This is a genomic window from Synechococcus sp. H60.1, assembly GCF_047462335.1.
Lineage (GTDB): Bacteria > Cyanobacteriota > Cyanobacteriia > Thermostichales > Thermostichaceae > Thermostichus.
The window spans coordinates 1-2,954 of the sequence record NZ_JANSJA010000002.1 but is presented as its reverse complement, the minus strand read 5'-3'; the positions used below and the strand labels follow the sequence as shown (position 1 = coordinate 2,954).

Annotated in this window: 4 protein-coding genes; all 4 read right to left on the bottom strand. The window is 60.9% G+C overall.

The features are described 5' to 3' along the window. Window positions 1-77 precede the first annotated feature (77 nt). The 4 genes from NW852_RS00040 to accC all read right to left on the bottom strand — a co-directional run bounded on the left by NW852_RS00040 (window position 78) and on the right by accC (window position 2,777). Window positions 78-278, bottom strand: a complete 201-nt coding sequence (locus tag NW852_RS00040; RefSeq protein WP_414366871.1) for a Uma2 family endonuclease — start codon at window positions 276-278, stop codon at window positions 78-80. Between the two features lie 63 nt (window positions 279-341). Then, the gene (locus tag NW852_RS00035) at window positions 342-1,088 is read right to left on the bottom strand and encodes a tyrosine-type recombinase/integrase (RefSeq protein ID WP_414426364.1); all 747 of its coding nucleotides are present in this window, start codon (window positions 1,086-1,088) and stop codon (window positions 342-344) included. Window positions 1,089-1,172: 84 nt separating this feature from the next. After that, complete coding sequence (locus tag NW852_RS00030) at window positions 1,173-1,328, bottom strand: hypothetical protein (protein WP_414366868.1); 156 nt, start codon at window positions 1,326-1,328, stop codon at window positions 1,173-1,175. Between the two features lie 93 nt (window positions 1,329-1,421). Continuing rightward, window positions 1,422-2,777 carry an acetyl-CoA carboxylase biotin carboxylase subunit gene (gene accC / locus NW852_RS00025; RefSeq protein WP_414366862.1) on the bottom strand — a complete coding sequence of 452 codons (1,356 nt, stop codon included), beginning with the start codon at window positions 2,775-2,777 and terminating at the stop codon, window positions 1,422-1,424. Window positions 2,778-2,954 lie beyond the last annotated feature (177 nt).

The window sequence follows — 2,954 nt, the reverse complement described above, 5'->3', positions numbered from 1 at the left end:
TTGTGAAGCAATACATCCAGAATCAGTCAGAGAGTGCTATCCATCCCCACCGTATGGACGGTGGGGAATTCCGCACCTTACGTTAAGAATCCCCCGCCTGTAGACGGTGGGGGCGTCAAACAGCGCTGAGTTGGGCTAACGGCCCAGACCAGGGGGGCACCGTTCTCGAAGTACTCGGCAATCTTCCCCCCGATTTCTTCTACGGTGTTGCTGGCAGATAGTACTTCAACTGCCAGCTCCGGAGCACCCTCCAAAAAGCCGGTGGGCAGCTCGGTCACCCCTTGCAAGCATTCCCTTCCCTACTACAAACAAAATAGGGGCCAGGGCACAACAAGGGATCCCTAGATCAAGCCCTGATCCAAGATCGCGCGGGAACGGGCAATAGCTGCTCTCAAGTTGGCCCGCTGGGTGTAGCGCATCGTCATGGCAGCAGTCGTATGGCCCAGCAAGTGCTGGATAGGCTCAGGGGCAACGCCGCGATCCAGCAGCAGAGTGGCAAAGCTGTGGCGAAACTGGTGGGGGGTTTGGTGGCCCGGCTCAGGCTCGGTGAGCTTAAGCGCAATATGACGTAGGCCATCGTAGGTGAGGGGACGACCCCGGTAGGCCGGGCAGCGGGATTGGGAGACAAACAAGGGATCCGTCGGCGCGCACGGGCCCCGTTCTTGGCTTAGATATTGTTGCAGCAGCTCGGAGAGGGGATCCCCGACCGCCACAGCGCGGGGTTTACTTCCCTTGCCACAGCGCACCTCCAACAGGGATCCCTCAGGGCTGATCCGAAAATCCTGCACCGTCAAGTCCAACAGCTCCCGCGCCCGTAGGCCGCACTCCAGCAGCAGGCGGATCAAGGCTGCGTAGCGCAGAGAATGGCTCTGGGCCCGCTGCAGAACCCGCTGCAACAACAGCCGATCCAGGTCGCGAGGCAGACGAGCGGGCAGGCGGGCAGGTCGAATGGCCTGGGTGGGCAAGGGATCCGGAAAGTAGCCTCGCCGGCTGGCCCATTCAAAAAATTGTTGCAGCGCCAGCCGCTTCAGGTTGTAGGTAGCGGGAGAGGCAGGCGGATGGATCCACTGGCCCGAACGGTTGCGCAACGGACGCCCCCTCAAGCTGTTTAAAAAAGACTGAACGTGGGACGGCTGCACCTGTCCCAGCGGCACCGGGCAAGTTTTGGCAAACTACTCCAGAGCAATGCGGTAGGTGCGGCGGCTGGTTGGGGCCAGATCCCGCTCCTGCAAAAATTGCAGCACCAACTGGCTGAGGCTGGGCACAGGGCAGCTCGACTGACGCTGGAGATGCGCCTGTTGAACCGAGTCGGGCCAGGGATCCCTCATCTGCAAAACCAGCAACCCTCAACTCACCCTTAACTTTAACTTCCGGCAAGCCACAGTTCAAAGCGGGATCCCAAACGACTTCTGATTGGATTGCTACTGGCTGGGCAGCAGGTGTTGGGTGATGAAATCCGTGTACACCTCGCCCCGTAAAAAAGCCTCGTGGCGCAGGATCTGCTGGTGGAAAGGGATCGTGGTGGGCACGCCGGTGATGGCGCATTCCCCCAGTGCCCGCTGCATGCGGCGGATAGCTGCCGCCCGGTTGGGCCCCCAGACGATCAGCTTGCCCAGCAGCGAATCGTAGTAGGGGGGAATGGTGTAGTCGGTGTAAATGTGGGAGTCCATGCGCACCCCCGGCCCCCCAGGGGGCAAATAGGCGCTGATGGTGCCCGCGCAAGGGCGAAACTGCTGCTTGGGATCCTCGGCGTTGATGCGGCACTCGATGGCATGGCCCCGCAGTTCCACATCCTTCTGGCGAAAGGTCAGAGGTTGACCTTGGGCGATGCGAATTTGCTCGGCAATCAAATCCAGCCCCGTCACCATCTCGGTAACCGGATGCTCCACCTGGATGCGGGTGTTCATCTCGATGAAGTAGAACTGGCCGTTTTTATCCAGCAAAAACTCCACCGTGCCCGCCCCCACGTAGTTCACCGCCTTGGCTGCCTTCACCGCTGCTGCTCCCATGCGGGCGCGCAAGCTCGTGGTCAAAGCCGGGCTGGGGGCCTCTTCCAGCAGCTTTTGGTGCCGCCGCTGAATTGAGCAATCCCGCTCGTACAGGTGCACCACATTGCCGTGGCTGTCGGCCAAGATCTGAAACTCCACATGGCGGGGGCGCTCGATAAACTTCTCCAGGTAGATCCCGCCATTGCCAAAGGCCGCCTGGGCTTCCCCCTGGGCGGTGCGCATCATCTTCAGCAATTCTTGGGCATCTCTGGCCACCCGCATGCCCCGCCCCCCGCCGCCGGCAGTGGCTTTGATGATCACGGGGTAACCGATTTTCTCCGCCAGCTTCACTGCTTCTTCATCAGAGGTGATCAAGCCGCGGCTGCCGGGCACGGTCGGCACGCCCACCGCTTGCATAGTCTCGCGGGCCGTGGCTTTGTCGGCCATTTTGCGCATCGCCTCTGGCGAGGGGCCGATGAAGATCAAGTTGTGGTCGGCACACATCTCGGCAAACTTGGCATTCTCCGCCAAGAACCCGTAGCCCGGATGAATAGCATTGGCGCCGCGGGTAAGGGCTGCCGAGATGATGTTGGGAATGTTGAGGTAGCTTTTGGCCACCGGGGCATCCCCTACACAGACGGCCTCGTCCGCCAGTTGGACATGCAGCGAGTTCTGATCCGCAGTGGAGTAGACGGCCACGGTGCGGATCCCCATTTCCTGACAGGTGCGGATGATGCGCAGGGCAATCTCGCCTCGGTTGGCAATCAGGATCTTGGTGATGGGCGGCATGAGGGGCGTTTGAGGTTAGAAAAATCTCGGCCGCTAAAGACCAGCGGTCCGTGCAAGGTAGGGTACGCAGGTGCTGATCCTACTATGGCAAGCAGACGGAAGGATCCAGATGGGGATCCCACATCTGGTCAATCCAGCCGACACCCTAGCTGGAGCTGAGGCGGCAGGGATCCGGCT

Coding starts and splice junctions, on each gene's coding strand:
- accC (WP_414366862.1), bottom strand. CDS start 2,777: ATGCCGCCCATCACCAAGATCCTGATTGCCAACCGAGGCGAGATTGCC.
- NW852_RS00030 (WP_414366868.1), bottom strand. CDS start 1,328: ATGAGGGATCCCTGGCCCGACTCGGTTCAACAGGCGCATCTCCAGCGT.